Below are 16,178 nucleotides of genomic sequence, written 5' to 3' on the forward strand. Positions count from 1 at the left end.
ATGACTCCGCTCCCGCTTCCCTCGACCGCCCCTGTTCCGCTGCCCGATTCCGCTGCGACCGGCCTGAGCTGGCGTGCCGCGGGGGCCGCCGACATCGATAACTGGGCCGCGCTGATCGCGCGCACCGCCGCCGTCGAACGGCCCGTCTGGTACGAAAAGGCCGCGGACCTGGAGCAGATCCTGCAGTCCAGCAAGAACGACCCCGCCGTGGATACCGTGATTGGCCTTGATTCCGACGGCGTGGCGCGCGCCTACGGCCGGGTGTCCAAGAACCTCGACGGCGACAAAGCCTTCGGTTTCGGCTGCGTGGACCCGGAATGGCAGCGCAGGGGCATCGGCACTGCGATCCTCGGCTGGCAGGAAGGACGGACCCGGCGGCGCTTCGCGGAGGATGCCGCTTCGGGGGAGCAGCAGGAAACGCGGCTCCGCCTCTTCATGGAAGAGAAGATGTCCCATCAGAGCGCCCTTTTTGAGGCGCGTGGTTTCGGGGTCGTGCGCTGGTACAACGAGATGCACCGCCCCCTCGACGGCGCCCTTCCGGAGGTGAGGCTGGCACCCGGCCTGGAACTGCTCACCCTGGAACCGGCGCTGCATGAGGCCGTGCGGCTGGCCCATAACGACGCTTTCCGGGACCACTGGGGCAGCGAACCGCGCGACGAGGAAGCGTGGCGCTTCACCATGGAGGACCCGCTCCACCGGCAGGACCTCAGCACCGTGGTGCGGGATGCCGCCACCGGGGAGGTCGCCGGCTACCAGATCGCCACCTTCGACCCGGACACCGCTGCGGCCCGCGGATTCAAGGAGGGCTACACCGATCTCCTCGGCGTCCGCCGGGAATACCGCGGGCGCGGGGTGGCGAGCAGCCTCCTGGCCGATGCGATGCACCGTTTCGTGGCCGCAGGCATGGACGTAGCGTCACTCGACGTGGACTCCGAGAACCCCACGGGCGCCCTGGCCCTCTACCTGAAGATGGGCTACAAAGCGGTCAACCGCAGCATGGCCTGGGACAAGCTGCTTTAGCCGCCTCCGGCCGGGCCCCTCAGCGGCCGCCCAGCCGTCCGAGCACCTCGTCGGCCTGCCGGACAAAAAGCTCCACCAAGCGGCCGGCGTCGCGCTCTTCGGTGCCGCCGATCAGCGGGCTTGCCTGGCCCGCCCACAGGGACATCAGATCCGTCCGCCCGCGTTGCCCGGCCTCCGGGCGGAATTTTCCCGTCAGCCAGTTCTGCACCGGGAACGGCGCGTGCGCGGAAGGGTCCGGCAGTTCCTTGATGACCCGGTTGGGGATGCCGCGGGCCAGCCGCCCGCTCAGGGCACGCGTCAGCACCGTCCGCGCGGTGTCCGGTCCGCGGAGCACCGCCCGGTACGCGGGAACCGCTGCCGACTGATCGGTGGCGAGGAACGCGGAGCCGAACTGCACGGCATCCGCGCCAAGGGCCAAGGCTGCTGCCACTCCGCGTCCGTCGGAGATACCGCCCGCGGCGATGACCGGGACGTCCACGGCGTCCGCCACCTGCGGGACAAGCGCCATCGTCCCGACGAGTGACTCCTCTGCGGGCCGCAGGAAGGATACCCGGTGCCCGCCTGCTTCCATGCCGGTGGCGACGACGGCATCCACGCCGCCCTCGGCCAGCGCCACGGCTTCCTCCACCGTGGTGGCGGTCCCGACGACGGCGATTTCGTTCCGGTGGGCGCTTTCCACGACCGCGGGGGACGGAACACCGAACACGAAGCTCAGCGCCGCCGGGCGGGCTTCGATGGCTGCGGCGATCTGTTCGTCGACATCGGGCATCCATGCGTCCGGCTGTTCAGGAAGCTCCACGCCGAGTTCCTCGAAGTACGGCCGCAGGACATCCACCCAGGCCTGGAACTGTTCCTTGTCCGGCTGCGGTTCTTCCTCCCCGGGAACAGGGAGCCAGAGGTTGAGGGCGAACGGAGCCGCCGTGGCTGCCTTGATGGCCTGGGCGGTGGCGGTGATCCGGGCCGGTTCGTAGCCGTAGAGGCCGAAGGAGCCCAGGCCTCCGGCGTTGCTGACCGCGGCCGTCAGTTCCACCGAGGAGACCCCGCCGAAGGGCCCCAGGACGATCGGCACGCGTGTACTGAACAGCCGGGTGGCGCGGGTCTCCGTCCACGGCATCGACGAAGCCATGGGCTCAGGCCTTCACGTCGTGCAGGTGGTGGACGAGGTCGTGCATGAAGTAGCGCGAGAAGGTCAGCACGGTGAATTCGGAGCCGTTGCTCCGGAGGCCCGTGCGCGGCCACTGCGCTTCCGTGACGGCGGCGAAGGAGGCAGCCACCCGGCGTCCCTCCTCCTCGAGTTCAGCGGCCACCGCCGCCGGATCCGCAGAGGCGTATCCGCCGTCGAGCGCTGCCTGGTCCTGGTCCCAGTTGGCAAAACGGGCATCGTCCTGGTCCAGCATGAGGTGCAGGCGCTCGTCGAAGAGGCTGAAGACATCGCGCACATGGCAGGCGTACTCGAGCGGGGACCAGGTGCTGTCATCCGGGCGGGTGCCCGCGTCCGGACGCTCAAGCACGGCGCGCCAGCGCGGCAGCATGTCCAACACCTCTCCGGATACCGTTGCGGGAGTAACCGTGGAGGGCTCGAAACCGCATTCCGGGCAGGGCTTGTGCAGGACCCAGGTCCAGTCTTTGTCATCGGGAATGATCGCCATGCGGCCAGTCTACGGGGCCTCCCGCGCACCCCTTCCATCCTGCCGTGCCAGGAGTAGAGTGACCCCGGGGGTGGGCTTGGAAAGGAACTGCCATGCTAAAAAATCTCAGCGTCGCGGCCGTACTTCCCGCCAGCGACATCAACCGCGCCCGCGATTTCTACCGGGACAAGCTGGGGCTTGAACCGGACAATCCGGACGCCAGCGACAACCTCATGTACCGCTGCGGCAACGGCACCGGATTCATGATCTACCAGACCGGCAATGCCGGCACCGCGAAGAACACCCAGATGGGCTGGGCGAGCGACGATCTCGACGCCGAAATGGAGGAACTCCGCTCCCGCGGCGTGGTCTTCGAAGAGTACGACTTCCCCGGCCTGAAGACCGAGAACGGCGTAGCCAGCTTCCCGGACGGCGAACGGGCCGCCTGGTTCCTCGACACCGAAGGAAACATCCTCAGCATCAACAGCATGTAAGTACCGCTAGCCGGCGCCGTTGTCCTCCGCCCACGCCATGCTGGCGCCGATGGCGTCCACCGGCTGGGACAGCGGAACGCCGGAACCGTCGCGGCGGCCGTGCTCCACGGGCAGCGCCCGGGCCACGCCGGCAGCGGATGACGCCTTCGCGGGTCCATGCCCGGCCCACGCGAGCAGCAGCGTGTCCTCGCCCTTCAGGAAACGGTGGGCGCGGACACCGCCCGTGGCGCGGCCCTTCGCCGGGAACTCATCGAAGGCGGTCACCTTCGCGGTGCCCGGAGCCGTGCCCGGCAGGGCGCCGTTGCTACCGGCGATCGTGACGACGACGGCGGCCGGATCGTCCGCGCGGACGGTACCGAAGTGGATCACTTCGTCACCCGCGGCCAGCTTGATGCCGGCCATGCCGCCTGCCGTGCGGCCCTGGGGGCGCACGGCCGAAGCAGCGAAGCGGAGCAACTGGGCCTGGCGCGTCAGGAACACCAGTTCGGTGCTGTCCTCGGCCGCAGGCTCAGCGGCGATCACGCGGTCCTTGTCCTTGAGTGCGATGATCTCGAAGTCTTCACGGTTCAGCGGGTAGTCGGGCTGGACGCGCTTGACCACGCCCTGGGCAGTGCCGAGGGCCAGGACCGAGTCCAGCGGCACAAAGGCCACCAGGGTTTCGCCCTTGAGCAGGGTGATGAAATCCTTCGCGGGCACGCCGCCGGCCAGGTTCGGGAGCCCGGCCACCGGCGGCAGCACGGGCATGTCCATGACCTGGACGCGCAGCATGCGGCCCTGGGAGGTGACGGCCCCGATTTCGCCGCGGGCCGAGGTCTTCACGACGGAACGGAACACATCGTGCTTGGCGCGCGGGCCTGCCTCGGCCAGCGGGTCCTGGTTCGCGGTGCGTGCGATCTGCCCCGACGCCGTCAGGATCGCCCAACAGGGATCGTCCGGGATTTCCAGCGGTAGCGCCGCAGCCTTGCCCTTGGGACCCGGCGCGGCTGCGGCCAGGGCGGCGGCAACGGTGGGGGAGACCGCCTCGGATTCGAGCAGGACGGTGCGGCGCGGGGTGCCGTACTTGGCGGCCACTTCGGCCAGTTCGCCGGAGACGAGTTCGCGCAGCAGGGTGTCCGAACCGAGGATCGCCTCAAGCTCGGCGATCTCGCGACGCAGCTCCTCCTGCTCTTTCTCCAGCTCGATCCGCGAGTACTTGGTGAGCTGGCGCAGGCGCAGTTCCAGGATGTAGTTGGCCTGGATCTCGGAGAGGTCGTAGATGGACATCAGGCGATCACGGGCGGCGGCTGCTTCATCCGAGGAACGGATGATCTGGATGACCTCGTCGATGTCCACGATCGCGATGAGGAGGCCTTCCACCAGGTGGAGGCGGTCCTTCTTCTTGCCCAGGCGGAAAGCGGTGCGGCGGCGCACCACGGAGAGCCGGTGGTCCACATACACCTGCAGCAGGGGCAGCAGGCCCAGGGTCTGCGGCTGCCCTTCCACGAGGGCCACGTTGTTGATGCCGAAGGAGTCCTCCATCGGCGTGAAGCGGTAGAGCTGCTGGAGCACGGCGTTCGGGTTGAAGCCGTTCTTCAGTTCGATGACCAGCCGCAGTCCGTGCTGGCGGTCGGTCAGGTCAACGACGTCGCTGATGCCGGTCAGCTTCTTGGCGTTGACGGCGTCCTTGATCTTCTCGATCACCTTTTCAGGGCCCACCATGTACGGCAGCTCGGTCACCACCAGGCCGGTGCGGCGGGCGGTGAGCTGTTCGATCTCCACCTTGGCGCGGGTCTTGAAGGAGCCGCGGCCGGTGGCGTAGGCGTCCCGGATGCCGTCCAGTCCGACGATCCGGCCGCCCGTGGGCAGGTCCGGGCCCGGGACGAACTGCATGAGGTCCTCGAGCGTGGCCTCGGGGTTGGCGATCAGGTGCCGGGCGGCGGCGATGACCTCGCCCAGGTTGTGCGGGGCCATGTTGGTGGCCATGCCGACGGCGATGCCCGTGGTGCCGTTGACCAGCAGGTTGGGGAATGCGGCGGGAAGGACGTCCGGCTGGGTGAGCTGGTTGTCGTAGTTGGGGATGAAGTCCACCACGTCTTCGTCGAGGTGGTCCGTCATGGTCAGCGCGGCCGCCGCGAGCCGTGCTTCGGTGTATCGCGGCGCCGCCGGGCCGTCGTCGAGCGAGCCGAAGTTGCCGTGCCCGTCGATCAGCGGCAGGCGCAGGGAGAAGTCCTGGGCCATGCGCACCATGGCGTCGTAGATCGCGGCATCGCCGTGCGGGTGCAGCTTGCCCATGACCTCGCCCACCACGCGGGCGCTCTTGACGTGGCCGCGGTCCGGGCGCAGGCCCATGTCGCTCATCATGTAGAGGATGCGGCGCTGGACGGGCTTGAGGCCGTCCCGGGCATCGGGAAGGGCCCGTGAATAGATCACCGAGTAGGCGTACTCCAGGAAGGAGCCTTCCATTTCGGACGTGACGTCGATATCGATGATGTTTTCGGTGTAGTCGCCGCTGCCTGCAGCGGCTGCTGCCTTGGCGCGGGACGGACTTTGGCTGCGTGCCATGGAGTCGGCGGATCCTTAGGGGTGTACTGCGGAAGATTTAGCTACGCTAAGCCTATGGTGGATGAGCCCGGCACCGGCGTATATCCGGAATATTGGGAAGCCGATGTCGTGCTGCGTGACGGTGGAATCGCCCACCTCCGGCCCATTTCGCCGGCTGACGCGGACGCCGTCCAGGCCTTCCACGCAGGCCAATCGCAGGCCTCCATCTACATGCGCTTCTTCAGCTACAAGGCCAGGCTGTCCAGCAAGGAACTGCGCCGTTTCACCGAGGTGGACCATGTGGACCGGGTGGCCTTCGTCATCACCATCAGCGGCGCGATCGTCGGCATCGGCCGCTATGACAGGCTGGACGATCCCGCCGAGGCGGAGGTCGCGTTCAACATTTCCGATTCGCAGCAGGGCCGGGGCATCGGTTCCATCCTGCTCGAACACCTTGCCGCGGCGGCCCGCGAAAACGGCATCCGGCGCTTCAGTGCCGAGGTCCTTCCCGAGAACAGCAAGATGCTGCGCGTCTTCGCCGACGCCGGGTACGAGCTCTCGCGGACCTTCGACGACGGCGTCGTGAGCGTCGAATTCAACATCGACCCCACCCGCAAATCGCTGGCCGTCATGGAGTCCCGCGAGCACCGCGCCGAGGCGCGCAGCGTACGGGACCTGCTGGCGCCGTCGTCGATCGCCGTGATCGGGGCCAGCCGCAAATGGGGGAGCATCGGCTACCAGTTGCTGGAACACATCATCGAGGGCGGCTTCAGCGGCCAGGTGTTCGCCGTCAACCCGGAGGCGTTCGAGCTGGCCGGCATGAAGTCTTACGCCCGGATCGCCGACATCCCGGTCCCAGTGCAGCTGGCGGTCATCGCCGTGCCCGCCGAGGAAGTGCCGAAGGTGGTGGACGAATGCGCCGCCGCAGGCGTCAAGGGCCTGGTGGTCGCCACCGCCGGATACGCGGACGACGGCGAACGAGGGCTCCAGCGCCAACAGGAGCTGGTGCGCCAGGCCCGGGCGCACGGAATGCGGGTGATCGGGCCCGAATCCCTCGGCATCATCAACACCCACCCGGGCATCGCCCTGAACGCCTCCATGGCGCCGGCCCTGCCGCGGCGCGGCGGACTGGGCCTGTTCACCCAGTCGGCGGCGATCGGCGTCTCCGTGTACGCTGCAGCGGTCCGGCGCGGGCTGGGGCTCTCGTCCTTCCTGTCGGCCGGCAACCGGGCGGACGTGTCCGGCAACGACGTCATGCAGTTCTGGGAAGACGATCCGGACACCGCCGCCGTCGGGCTCTACCTGGAATCGATGGGCAATCCGCGCAAATTTTCCCGCCTGGCCCGGCGCCTGGCCCGCAGCAAAGCCGTGATCGTGGCGAAGTCCGACCTCACCGGGCTGAGCCTCCCGCCCGGGCACGTGGGCAGGACCACCATGGCCCCGCCGTCCGCGCTCGACGCCATGATGCGCCAGTCCGGCGTGATCTCGGTGGAGACGGTGGAACAGCTCATGGACGTGGCGCAGATCGTCGCCAGCCAGCCGTTGCCAAAGGGGCCGGGCGTTGCCTTGGCCAGCAACTCCTCGGCGCTGGGCAAGGTGGTGGCCGATTCCGCCGGGCACCACGGTCTCCGCGTGGAACGCCTGCTCACCGGCATCGACCTGGACGCCGGAGCGTCGGTGTCCCTGGCGGCCCTGCGCAGCACCCTGCGGGAAACCCTCGCCGACGAAGACGTCCACGCCGCCATGGCCGCCATGATCCCGGCCCGCAGCGTCTCCACCGAGGACGTCGCCCGCGTCCTTGCCGAATGCGCCGCCGAAAGCGGCAAACCCGTCATTGCGGCCTTCGGCGGCGTGCTGGACCCGGCCGCGCGGCTGGACGGGCTCCTGCCCGCCGATGCCGCCGATGCCGGAATTCCGTGCTACTCAAGCCCCGGCAACGCCGTGGCGGCGCTGTCCGCCGTCGTCGGCTATTCCGCCTGGCTGGGCAGGGAACAGGGACTTTTCGTCGAACCCGAGGGCTGCGATCCGGACGGCACGCGGGAGGAACTTGAACGGCTCCTGGCGCCCGTGCACGGCGAGCAGCTGCTCAAGCTCGACGCCGGGGACGCCGCCTCACTGCTGGCCCGCTACGGCATGGCGGTGGAACCGTCCACGGTCTTCGAGCACGACGACGACGCCGTCGCCGCCGCGGGGCGGCTGGGCTGGCCCGTGGTCCTGAAGACCACCGATCCGGCGCTGCGCCACCGCCTCGACCTGGGCGGGGTCCGGCTGGACATCGAGGACGCCGAATCCCTGCGCCGCAACATCGTGCAGATGCGCCGGGCCCTGAAGCCCTTCGGATCCCCGGCCCTCGAAGTCCAGGCCATGGCGCCGGTCGGCCAGGCCTGCACCTTCCGCGCCATCGAGGACCCGCTGCTCGGACCGGTGGTGTCTTTCGGGCTGGCCGGGGACGCCGTGAACCTCCTGGACGACTGGGCGCACCGGGTGCCGCCGCTTTCGGCAACCGACGTGCGGGACTTCATCCGCTCGCCCCGCGCCTCGGCGAAGCTGTTCGGCTACCAGGGGCTGCCCGCCGTCGACGTTGCCGCGCTGGAGGACCTGGCTGCGCGGCTGGCGCTGCTCAAGGACGAGCACCCGGAGATCGCGCTGGTGGAATTCAACCCCGTGCTCGCCGGGCCGGAAGGTGCCCGCATCCTCGCTGCGGAAGTCTGGATCGGCAACGCCGCACAGCGGACGGACAGTGCCCGCCGGGCCATGCGCCGCTGAGGGTTAGGAAGTCCCGGACGGGATCTGTGAAAATGGGGGAATGAGCCCGAAGTCCCCGATGTCTCCTTCCGGCCCGGCCTCCGCCGGGCACCATGCGGCGCACAACCACAGCACGCAGGGGCAAAGCCTGGACCAGGCGCTGCAGCGGGCCGGTTTCTACCCCGTGCTGGTTGCCGACGTCGTGGACGACGCCCTGGACGGCCGCGACTGCCTGGCCCACCTGGTGCACCTGGAAACGCACTTCGAGCGCGCCGAGGTCCGCCGCCATATCACCGTGCTGGTCCTCACCGAAGACATGCTGGTTATCACCCATGTTGACGACCAGCAGCTCGACGACGCCGGCGAGCAGATCGTCGCCCAGATCTCCACCGAGTCCGTTCCGGTGGCCCAGATCCGCTCCGTGGTGCTCAGCTACATGTATTCCCAGCCGCAGAATTACACGCCCGGCGACCCCGTCCGCGAACTCACCCTCTCGATTGCCTGGTCCGGCGGCCAGCGGCTCGACGTCGGCCCCGCCAGCTGCGGCGACCCGCAGTGCGAAGCGGACCACGGCTACACCGGCACCATCAGCCAGGAAGACATCGTGCTGCGGATCAGCTCCGAGGCCGACGGTCCGCGTGCCGTCCACGACGCCAAGGTCTTCGCGCGGGCGCTGCGGGCAGTCAACACCGGCACCATCGCCCCGGCCCCGCACGCCACCATCCCCGCGCCCCGTCCGCGCTCGGGCGTCTTCGGCAACCGCCTCAGCCGCGGACACCAGCGCTGAGCATGGAATTGTCGCAGCAGCCGGCACAGTCCGGACCCGTCGCCATGCCTTCAACGTCCGGCCACGCGGAGCTTCCCGCCGCGCCCCTTTACGGAAAACAATCCATCGCCGAAGTCCTCGGCAGCGCCGCCGCCAGCCTGGGCCTGCCCGGTTTCAGCAACATGCTGCAGTTGCCGCCCGCGCAGCGCGTCTGCGTGGTCCTGGCTGACGGTCTCGGCCGGAACCTGCTGAAGAAGAAGGCCGCGCACACCCCGTTCCTGCGCTCCGTGGCTGCCGCCGGGCAGGGCCGGGTTCCGGTCTGGCTCGATTCCGCCTTCCCCTCCACCACGGCGTCCTCCTTGGCCAGCCTCGGCACCGGCCGCACGCCGGGCGAGCACGGCATGGTGGGCTACGACGTCCTGGACCCGGCCCAGGACAAAGTCGTGAACCTGCTGGGGAACTGGGACGCCAAGGTGGATCCCCTGGAGTGGCAGCCTTTCCCATCGATCTTCGAACGGGCCGCCGAAGAGATCGACGTCGTGACGGTCAGCCTGCCGCAGTTCGGCCACTCGCCCATGACCCGTGCGGCCCTGCGCGGCAGCCGCTTCCTGGGCGGCACCTCGCTGCACGCCCGCACGGCCCTCGCCGCCGAAGCCATGGCCGGCGGCAACCGTTCCCTCATGTACTTCTACGTGAACGAACTCGACAAAGCCGGCCACCGCTACGGCTGCGGTTCCGAGCGCTGGGAGCACCAGCTCGAAGAACTCGACTCCACCGTCAAGCGGCTCTCCGCCACCCTCCCCGCAGGAACCACCATCCTGGTCACCGGTGACCACGGCATGCTGGACGTGCCCGAATCCCAGCGCCTGGACTACTCGGCGGATCCCGCCCTGATCGCCGGGGTCCGTCACACGGCCGGTGAACCCCGCATGGTGCACCTGTACATGGAACCGGACGCGGGGGAGGCCGCTCGTGAGGCCATCCTGGACGCCTGGCGCCGCCGCTTCGGCGAACGGATCTGGGCCTTCACCCGTGAACAGGGCCTGGCCGCGGGACTCTTCGGCGCCCTCCGTCCCGAGGTGGCGCCGCGGATCGGTGACGTGATGATCGCCGCCCGCGACACCCTGGCCCTGTACGACACCCGCCGGGTCCGCCCCGCCGCCATGGAAGTGGTTGGCCAGCACGGTTCCCTGACCAAGCCCGAACGCGAAGTGCCCCTGCTGTGCTTCCCGGCGGCCGGATCGAAGCGCCGGCGTGGCTGAGCTGGTCTTCTTCTCCGGAACCATGGACTGCGGCAAGTCCACCCTGGCGCTGCAGATGGATTACAACCACCGGGCGCGCGGCCGCGGCGGCATCCGTTTCAGCCGCAACGACCGCGCCGGCGAATCCGTGATCTCCAGCCGGCTCGGGCTGCGCAGCGATGCCGTCGAGGTCACCGACCGCACGGACTTCTGGGAGGAGACCGTACGACGCCGGACCGGCGGCATGCGCGTCGACTACCTGATCTGCGATGAGGCCCAGTTCTACTCGCCGGAGCAGGTGGAGCAGCTCGCCCGCCTGGTGGACGAGATGGACGTTGACGTGTTCGCCTTCGGCATCACCACCGATTTCCGTGCCCGGCTCTTCCCCGGTTCCCAGCGGCTGGTGGAGCTGGCGGACCGGATCGAGGTCCTTCAGGTCCAAGCCCTGTGCTGGTGCGGCCGCCGCGCCACGCACAACGCCCGCACGGTGGACGGCATCATGGTGGTCACCGGTGCGCAGGTGGTCGTCGGGGACATCGCCGGCGACGACGGCCGGCCCGCGCCGGGCGACACCCCGGTGGTCGGGTACGAAACGTTGTGCCGCCGCCACTACATGCGCAGGGTCACCGCCCATGCCGCCGGGCTGATGGCCGGCCGGGAAGAGTCGCTCCCGTTCGAGCTCGATGCCTGCCTGTGGCAGGGCTCAGGAAAGCAGCAGCCGGGGAACTAGTCGCCGCGGGTGCCGAAGACGATGTCGTCCCAGCTGGGAACGCTGGAGCGCTTGGGCCGTGCCGGCTGGCGCTCGGCGGGTGCCGCTTCCTTCGTATCGTTCTTCGCCGCGGGGGTTTCAGCATCAGGCTTGGCGGTTTGAGATGAGCTGCCGGATTCGCTTGCAGTGCCGCTTCCGGGTGAGGCATGCCGGGTCCAGGCACTCAGCGGGGTCCGGCGGCGCCGGGGTTCCTCGCTCTGGCGGCGGGATGCTCCACCGAGCAGTTCGTCCAATCCGGCACGCTGAGGGGCCCCGCTGGCGTCCTCGTCGCATTCGGTATCGAGGGCGGCCGTTTCCGGAACCTGGTCGTCAGCCGCGCTCTCGTCAACGTCGTCCCCGTCGGCCTTTGCGGGGGGATTGCCGAGCGCGCGCAAGGACGCGGGAACCACGGTGATTTCCCGGGTATCGGTGCTGACGCCCTCGTGCAGGTGGAGGGAATCGTCGTCGGAGTCGTCCCGGGAACCTTCCAGGACATCGGGGTTCAGGGAGGCGAGGCTCAGGCGCGCCACGGGGCGGGTTTCCTGCGCATCTTCGGCTGCAGAGTCGTCGTCGAGGTCTTCGTCCCGCGGGTGGGCGGCCGGAACTCCGCCGCCCAGCAACAGGGCGAGGGCGTCGTCGCCGTCCTCATCGATGCCCAGCCGCTGGCCGCGGCGCAGCCGGAGCATGTCCAGCAGACCGTCGGCGTCCGGGCCGGTGGAACCTTCGCCTTCGTCGGCGTCGGTCTCGAAGTCGAAAGGCCGGTCGGCGACGGCGGACAGCCGGCGGGCGGGCAAAGGGCCGTCCAGCGGCTCCAGTTCGCTGAGCTGCTGCGCCCAGCGGTTGGCGTTCTGCAGCGTTTTGCGGCCCGGGGTGAAGGTCCACATTGCCGGCGGTTCCTCGCCGATGCTGGCCGGCGCGCCGGTGTTCGGTTCGAAGCGCGCCACCACGGTCCACGTGCCGTCGTTGCGGCGCCAGGAGTCCCACTCAACGGTGGCGGGGTCGATGCCGTGGGCTGACAGCCGGTGGTTCACCATGTCGTCCAGGCTGGCCGGGGCATCGCCGAACGCGGCCCGGTAGGCATCGTGGCCCGGAGACGGAGAAGCGACCTCCACCTTGCGGGCCTGCTGTGCGATGTATTCGCGTTCGGCAAGAACGGGGCCTTCGTAGCGCTGGACGTTGGCGAGGGGGAGGCCGGAGAGTTCGGCGACGTCGGCGGCGCTGGCGCCGGAACGGATGCGGGCCTGGATGTCGCGGGGAGACATGGCGACGGGTGCGATCGAGGCGCGGGCGGCCACCTGGGCGGGTGTGCGGCTGGCAGCTACACGCAGTGCTTCGTCGATCGGCAGCTGGAACATTTCGCCGCCGCTTCCGCTCAGCAGGAGATGTCCGCCGTCGTCATGGACGCCAACAAGCCGTAGTTCCCGCATCAAATCCTCCACCATGGCCTTTTCCGACATTCGAAACTCTGCCACCAGCACGGGGCAATTCCTACTAGGCCAAAGGGCGTGCCGCGAATTTCCACGCATTCCGGGGCCTTGGGGGAGTGCGGGCACAAAAGCGGATGCCCCTGCGTTACATACGTAAGCCAGCGGGCCGGTGCCCGCGGCGGCACGGTGGAATGCACCATGCAAGTCAACGCAACGCAGCAAAGAAGGGACCATGGCAACGGATTACGATGCCCCGCGCAAGACCGAAGAGGACGCGGGCGAGGAGTCCATCGAAGAGCTCAAGACCCGCCGGACGGAGAAATCCTCCGCCGCGGTCGACATTGACGAAAGTGACCTGGCAGACGCTTTCGAGCTGCCCGGGGCCGACCTGTCGAACGAGGAACTTCAGATCCAGGTCCTTCCGGCGCAGGCCGACGAGTTCACCTGTGCCAACTGCTTCCTGGTGAAGCACCGTTCCCAGATCGCCTTGGAAAAGGACGGAAAGCTGTACTGCCTGGAGTGCGAAGGCTAGCGCCTCGCTACGCCGTGGGTGCGGCCAGCGCCTTGAGCAGCTCGTCCGGACGGCGGGTCGAGGTGAGCCAGTAGGGGGTGCGGTCCTCGGGATCGTTGACCGGGATGCGTACCACGGGGTCGATCCAGCCGCGGATGCACAGGAAAGCGAGGCCGTTGAGCCGGGTACCGCGCTCCGCGGTGGCTTCGTCCTTGCGGAACGCTTCGGCCTGGCCCAGCAGCGCGCGCGGAATGCTCGCCCGGCCCACCTGCAGGGAATCCCGGCGGACGACGATCGCAGGCGTGGAGAGCAGCAGCAGGACCGTCATGATCCCGGCGAGCACCAGGGCCGCGATGATGCCCGCGAGGGCGCTGATCGGAGCGAAGACCAGGATGCCCGCGCCGGACAGGCCGGCGACGATCAGCCAGATCCATACCGAAGGCCATAGCTTCTCCGAGAACAGGACGTCGGATCCGTTCAGGGGCTGGCCGGGCATGGGTGAGGAGGCGGTCGCTTCAGGCATGGCTCCAGCTTATCCCTCCGCCTGCCGGCCTCCGGACCCGCACCTGCCTGCGCGGACCGCGCGGCATCCGGGCAGCCTCTGGAGGCTAGAATGAAGCATTGTGAGCCAGGAGTCAGCAGTCATTAGCCCAGAAGAAGCTTCCGCCGAATACGGCGCCCCGACCCTCCGGGTCGAACTGAAAATGCTCGACGACGGCCTGGAAGCGCCGTCGTACGCGCACCCGGGCGATGCGGGTGCGGACCTCCGCGCCCGTGAGGACGTCACCCTCGCCCCCGGCGAGCGGAAACTCGTGCCCACGGGAGTATCGATCGGGCTGCCCAACGGCTACGTCGCGCTGATCCACCCGCGCTCGGGCCTCGCCACGAAGCACGGACTCACCGTGGTCAACGCCCCCGGAACCGTCGACGCCGGGTACCGTGGTGAAATCGCCGTGACCCTGCTCAATACCGACCAGAGCCATCCGATCGAGCTCAAGCGCGGCGACCGGATCGCCCAGATGGTGATCCAGCGCGTGGAATACGCCGGCTTCGTCCAGGTGGAGGAGCTGTCGGAAACTGTGCGCGGGGCCGGCGGATTCGGCTCCACCGGCGGGTTTTCAAGCGCCAGGCCCTAAGGACGCAGGCAGGCACGCCGCCCCGCGGGCATGACGGCAGGGCGCGGCCGGCCGGGGGATCGACCACAACAAAGGAGAGGACCCAATGTTTTTTGGGCGCGGTAAGAAGTCCAAAGACGTCCGCCCGGACGCGGCGGACCAGGACACGGCGGACCGGGACGAGGCCGCTGCGGCCGACGGCGGCGCCGCGGAAACCACGACGGCCAAGGGGGACTTCCGGGTCGCCAAAGGCCCGTGGGATGTGTCCGAGATCGACAGCCAGGAGGGCTACCTCGATCTTGGCGCCCTGCTGATCCAGCCGGTCGAAGGCCTCCAGCTGCGCCTGGAAGTCGAGGAAGCCAGCCAGCGCGTGGTTGCGGTGACCATGGACCTCCACGGTTCAAGCCTGCAGCTGCAGGCGTTCGCCGCCCCGCGCTCCGAGGGCCTCTGGGGCGAAATCCGCGAACAGATTGCAGAATCCGTCGCCAGCCAGGGCGGCGAAACCGAAGAAATCGACGGCACCTTCGGCCCGGAACTCGTGGCGAAGCTGCCCAGCGAAACCGCCCAGGGACTCCAGGGCTTCCGCGCCGCCCGCTTCATGGGCGTCGACGGCCCGCGTTGGTTCCTTCGCGGCGTGATCGGTGGAGCTGCCGCCCTCGAACGTGACCAGGCTGCCGGGCTCGAAGAGCTCTTCCGCCGGGTCGTCGTCGTCCGCGGGGACAATCCGATGCCGCCCCGCGAGCTCCTCCAGCTCCGCCTGCCCAAGGACGCCGTCGCGGCAGGCCAGGACGGCACCCCCGCCCCCGGCCTGGCACAGCCCGAACGCGGACCGGAGATCACCGAGATTGGTTGACGGCCAGTTCCGGGGGACGCCGTCCGGCGAACCCCGCGACATCAGCGATCTGCCCCGCCGCGGGCGGGTCAGCTGCATCGGATTCATCGAATCGGTGACCTACCCGCCGGCCAGCGAACAGGCCCAGTTCTCCGCCATCGTGGTGGAGGACATCAGCCACGGTGCGGCCGCTGCCGCACCGCCGCGCCTGCGCGTTGTCTGGCTTGGCCGCCGCCGGATGCCCGGACTCGAGCCCGGGTCCAAGCTGCGTTTCGAGGGCATGGTCACCGTCCGTGACGGCATGCCCACCATGTTCAACCCCCGCTACGAAATCCTCACCCGGCAGGAGCATTGATGACCGCGCCCCACGGAAACGAACCGGACGGCACGATCGAACCAGGCAACGGTTCCCCGCCGGCCAACGGCACCCCGCGTCCGGCCGAAACCGCGCCGGAGTCCGCGCCCGGGATTGCCGCGCTGGCGGCCGGCTATGCCGAAAAAGCGGGCCTGCAGCGCAACAAGCACGGCCACGTGGACATCCTCAAGTCCGCGGGTGGCGTCCAGGGTATTGCCGAGAGCATCCTGCCGGGCCTCGTGTTCCTCATTGCCTTCACCATCACGCGCGAGCTTCCGGTGTCCTTGATCGCGGCCCTCGCCGCGGCCGCCGTCTTCACGGTGGTCCGCCTGGTGCAGAAGCGTCCCCTGACGCAGGCACTCGCCGGAATTGCCGGCGTCGCGATTTCCGCGTGGCTGGCCAACACCACCGGCAAGGCGGAGGACTTCTACGTCCTGGGCTTCTACACGAATGCCGCCTATATCGCGGGCATGGCGTTGTCCGTGGTGCTCAAGTGGCCCATTACCGGCCTGCTGTTCGGCTTCGTGCGCAACGAAGGCATCGAATGGCGCAAGGATCCGGAGCGGCTGCGCGCCTACAGCATCGCCACCTGGGTGGTGGTCGGCGTGCTGGCGTTGCGGCTCGTCGTGCAGGTTCCGCTGTACCTGCAGGGCGAAGCGGGCCTGGCGGCGCTGGCGACCATGCGCCTGATCATGGGTGCGCCGCTGTACATCCTGGGCTTGTGGGTGGCCTGGCTGTTGAGCCGGCCCGCGGGGCGCGGACCGGCTGCCTGAACA

The 16,178-nt window shown here is 69.0% G+C and carries 16 protein-coding genes; 11 read left to right on the plus strand and 5 right to left on the minus strand.

Annotated features, from left to right (window positions below):
• Positions 1-1,020 carry a GNAT family N-acetyltransferase gene (locus tag BIU82_RS05615; RefSeq protein WP_070348498.1) on the plus strand — a complete coding sequence of 340 codons (1,020 nt, stop codon included), beginning with the start codon at positions 1-3 and terminating at the stop codon, positions 1,018-1,020.
• A 19-nt stretch (positions 1,021-1,039) separates the two neighbouring features.
• Here the strand turns inward: BIU82_RS05615 and BIU82_RS05620 are convergent, their stop codons facing one another.
• The gene (locus BIU82_RS05620) at positions 1,040-2,146 is read right to left on the minus strand and encodes a nitronate monooxygenase (protein ID WP_253182697.1); all 1,107 of its coding nucleotides are present in this window, start codon (positions 2,144-2,146) and stop codon (positions 1,040-1,042) included.
• A gap of 4 nt (positions 2,147-2,150) precedes the next feature.
• Positions 2,151-2,669 carry a DinB family protein gene (locus BIU82_RS05625; RefSeq protein WP_070348500.1) on the minus strand — a complete coding sequence of 173 codons (519 nt, stop codon included), beginning with the start codon at positions 2,667-2,669 and terminating at the stop codon, positions 2,151-2,153.
• A 92-nt stretch (positions 2,670-2,761) separates the two neighbouring features.
• Between BIU82_RS05625 and BIU82_RS05630 the strand changes: the two genes are divergently transcribed.
• Positions 2,762-3,142: a VOC family protein gene (locus BIU82_RS05630; RefSeq protein ID WP_070348501.1), complete on the plus strand. Its 381-nt coding sequence runs from the start codon at positions 2,762-2,764 to the stop codon at positions 3,140-3,142.
• Between the two features lie 6 nt (positions 3,143-3,148).
• Here BIU82_RS05630 and BIU82_RS05635 read toward each other — a convergent pair whose 3' ends face one another.
• Positions 3,149-5,683, minus strand: a complete 2,535-nt coding sequence (locus tag BIU82_RS05635; RefSeq protein ID WP_070348502.1) for a DNA topoisomerase IV subunit A — start codon at positions 5,681-5,683, stop codon at positions 3,149-3,151.
• Positions 5,684-5,737: 54 nt separating this feature from the next.
• Between BIU82_RS05635 and BIU82_RS05640 the strand changes: the two genes are divergently transcribed.
• From BIU82_RS05640 to BIU82_RS05655, 4 genes are read left to right on the plus strand one after another with little or no spacing between them, the layout of a single operon-like run.
• A complete protein-coding gene (locus tag BIU82_RS05640) occupies positions 5,738-8,428 on the plus strand; it encodes a bifunctional GNAT family N-acetyltransferase/acetate--CoA ligase family protein (protein ID WP_070348503.1) in 2,691 nt (896 codons plus the stop codon).
• A 40-nt stretch (positions 8,429-8,468) separates the two neighbouring features.
• On the plus strand, positions 8,469-9,194 hold the full coding sequence (locus BIU82_RS05645) for a DUF5998 family protein (RefSeq protein WP_070348504.1): 726 nt from the start codon (positions 8,469-8,471) through the stop codon (positions 9,192-9,194).
• A 44-nt stretch (positions 9,195-9,238) separates the two neighbouring features.
• A complete protein-coding gene (locus BIU82_RS05650; protein ID WP_070348554.1) occupies positions 9,239-10,435 on the plus strand; it encodes a nucleotide pyrophosphatase/phosphodiesterase family protein in 1,197 nt (398 codons plus the stop codon).
• A complete protein-coding gene (locus tag BIU82_RS05655) occupies positions 10,428-11,144 on the plus strand; it encodes a thymidine kinase (RefSeq protein WP_070348505.1) in 717 nt (238 codons plus the stop codon). Before BIU82_RS05650 ends, BIU82_RS05655 begins: the two co-directional genes overlap by 8 nt.
• Here the strand turns inward: BIU82_RS05655 and sepH are convergent.
• Positions 11,141-12,589 carry a septation protein SepH gene (gene sepH, locus BIU82_RS05660; RefSeq protein WP_070348555.1) on the minus strand — a complete coding sequence of 483 codons (1,449 nt, stop codon included), beginning with the start codon at positions 12,587-12,589 and terminating at the stop codon, positions 11,141-11,143. The two genes, BIU82_RS05655 and sepH, sit on opposite strands and share 4 nt — an antisense overlap.
• Positions 12,590-12,821: 232 nt before the next feature.
• Here sepH and BIU82_RS05665 point away from each other — a divergent pair, with 232 nt between their 5' ends.
• Positions 12,822-13,121: a DUF4193 domain-containing protein gene (locus BIU82_RS05665; protein WP_070348506.1), complete on the plus strand. Its 300-nt coding sequence runs from the start codon at positions 12,822-12,824 to the stop codon at positions 13,119-13,121.
• Positions 13,122-13,128: 7 nt separating this feature from the next.
• On the opposite strand, the gene BIU82_RS05670 is transcribed toward BIU82_RS05665, so the two are convergent.
• Positions 13,129-13,623 carry a DUF3093 domain-containing protein gene (locus BIU82_RS05670; RefSeq protein WP_070348507.1) on the minus strand — a complete coding sequence of 165 codons (495 nt, stop codon included), beginning with the start codon at positions 13,621-13,623 and terminating at the stop codon, positions 13,129-13,131.
• Positions 13,624-13,723: 100 nt separating this feature from the next.
• Between BIU82_RS05670 and dut the strand changes: the two genes are divergently transcribed.
• The 4 genes from dut (at position 13,724) to BIU82_RS05690 (ending at position 16,175) form a co-directional block, all read left to right on the plus strand.
• Positions 13,724-14,236: a dUTP diphosphatase gene (gene dut / locus BIU82_RS05675; protein ID WP_070348508.1), complete on the plus strand. Its 513-nt coding sequence runs from the start codon at positions 13,724-13,726 to the stop codon at positions 14,234-14,236.
• Between the two features lie 85 nt (positions 14,237-14,321).
• Positions 14,322-15,068 carry a DUF3710 domain-containing protein gene (locus tag BIU82_RS05680; protein WP_070348509.1) on the plus strand — a complete coding sequence of 249 codons (747 nt, stop codon included), beginning with the start codon at positions 14,322-14,324 and terminating at the stop codon, positions 15,066-15,068.
• Complete coding sequence (locus BIU82_RS05685; protein ID WP_253182698.1) at positions 15,061-15,402, plus strand: hypothetical protein; 342 nt, start codon at positions 15,061-15,063, stop codon at positions 15,400-15,402. The genes BIU82_RS05680 and BIU82_RS05685 overlap by 8 nt, the downstream gene beginning before the upstream one ends.
• Positions 15,402-16,175 carry a DUF3159 domain-containing protein gene (locus BIU82_RS05690; RefSeq protein ID WP_070348510.1) on the plus strand — a complete coding sequence of 258 codons (774 nt, stop codon included), beginning with the start codon at positions 15,402-15,404 and terminating at the stop codon, positions 16,173-16,175. The genes BIU82_RS05685 and BIU82_RS05690 overlap by 1 nt, the downstream gene beginning before the upstream one ends.
• Positions 16,176-16,178: the final 3 nt, after the last annotated feature.

The organism is Arthrobacter sp. SW1 (assembly GCF_001766675.1).
GTDB lineage: Bacteria > Actinomycetota > Actinomycetes > Actinomycetales > Micrococcaceae > Arthrobacter.

Coding starts and splice junctions, on each gene's coding strand:
- BIU82_RS05615 (WP_070348498.1), top strand. CDS start 1: ATGACTCCGCTCCCGCTTCCCTCGACCGCCCCTGTTCCGCTGCCCGAT.
- BIU82_RS05620 (WP_253182697.1), bottom strand. CDS start 2,146: ATGGCTTCGTCGATGCCGTGGACGGAGACCCGCGCCACCCGGCTGTTC.
- BIU82_RS05625 (WP_070348500.1), bottom strand. CDS start 2,669: ATGGCGATCATTCCCGATGACAAAGACTGGACCTGGGTCCTGCACAAG.
- BIU82_RS05630 (WP_070348501.1), top strand. CDS start 2,762: ATGCTAAAAAATCTCAGCGTCGCGGCCGTACTTCCCGCCAGCGACATC.
- BIU82_RS05635 (WP_070348502.1), bottom strand. CDS start 5,683: ATGGCACGCAGCCAAAGTCCGTCCCGCGCCAAGGCAGCAGCCGCTGCA.
- BIU82_RS05640 (WP_070348503.1), top strand. CDS start 5,738: ATGGTGGATGAGCCCGGCACCGGCGTATATCCGGAATATTGGGAAGCC.
- BIU82_RS05645 (WP_070348504.1), top strand. CDS start 8,469: ATGAGCCCGAAGTCCCCGATGTCTCCTTCCGGCCCGGCCTCCGCCGGG.
- BIU82_RS05650 (WP_070348554.1), top strand. CDS start 9,239: ATGCCTTCAACGTCCGGCCACGCGGAGCTTCCCGCCGCGCCCCTTTAC.
- sepH (WP_070348555.1), bottom strand. CDS start 12,589: ATGCGGGAACTACGGCTTGTTGGCGTCCATGACGACGGCGGACATCTC.
- BIU82_RS05665 (WP_070348506.1), top strand. CDS start 12,822: ATGGCAACGGATTACGATGCCCCGCGCAAGACCGAAGAGGACGCGGGC.
- BIU82_RS05670 (WP_070348507.1), bottom strand. CDS start 13,623: ATGCCTGAAGCGACCGCCTCCTCACCCATGCCCGGCCAGCCCCTGAAC.
- BIU82_RS05680 (WP_070348509.1), top strand. CDS start 14,322: ATGTTTTTTGGGCGCGGTAAGAAGTCCAAAGACGTCCGCCCGGACGCG.
- BIU82_RS05690 (WP_070348510.1), top strand. CDS start 15,402: ATGACCGCGCCCCACGGAAACGAACCGGACGGCACGATCGAACCAGGC.